Raw genomic sequence first — 677 nt, forward strand, 5'->3', positions numbered from 1 at the left:
GTGGCCAGCAGGCGCCGCGCGCGCGCGGCGCCGCCGCACCGGCGGGCCGGGTTGCGGCCGACGCGGCCGCGGCCGAGTGCCGCCGTGGCGCCTGCCGCTCCCGCCTTGCGTCCGGCTGCGCCGGCACCCGCCGAGCCCGCACCGGTCCAGGCACGAGAACCAGCCCAGGCTTTGCGCCCGGCAGCGCCCGTGCGGATGCCAAGCCCGGCTCCAGCTCCGGCTCCGGTAGCTGCCGCGCCGATAGCCGCTCCCGTTCCCGCCGGCGATGCGCCGATGTCGCCGGCCCGTGCCGCGCTGGCCGCGGCGCGCCTGGCGTCAGCCGCGCGTGCCGGCGGCAGCCCGCGTATGCCGCCGCCTGCCGCCGCTCCTGCGGCAGCGCCGGCCGCGCCCTCGGCCCAGCCCCTGCGCCCACCCGGCCCACCCGCTGCGGTGTCGAGGCCGGCGGCCCCGATGCCAGCGGCCAAGGCCGCAGCCCCGGCGCGCAGGGAGCCCGTGCCCCCGCGGCAAGCCGCCACGGATGCGCGCGATGCCGGCCCGAGCGACGACGTTCCGCCATGGGAGCACGCCGGCAGCAGCGACGTGCCGCCCTGGGAAGACCTCCCGCCCGACTTGCCCGTGATCGGGCCCTACGACAGCGATCCCGAGCCGATGCCCTCGCGCCAGGCCGCGCCCCGGCG

At 81.1% G+C, this 677-nt stretch carries 1 protein-coding gene and 1 pseudogene; one reads left to right on the forward strand and one right to left on the reverse strand.

All coding sequences use genetic code 11. The annotated features are described in order from the left end of the window. Positions 1 to 464: pseudogene (locus OR16_RS47015) on the reverse strand (hypothetical protein); the annotation flags it as partial. 28 nt (positions 465 to 492) lie between these two features. Here OR16_RS47015 and OR16_RS47020 point away from each other — a divergent pair. Then, the coding region (locus tag OR16_RS47020; protein ID WP_237717391.1) for a hypothetical protein at positions 493 to 677 on the forward strand (185 nt) is incomplete at its 3' end.

The organism is Cupriavidus basilensis OR16, assembly GCF_000243095.1.
GTDB classification, from domain to species: domain Bacteria; phylum Pseudomonadota; class Gammaproteobacteria; order Burkholderiales; family Burkholderiaceae; genus Cupriavidus; species Cupriavidus basilensis_D.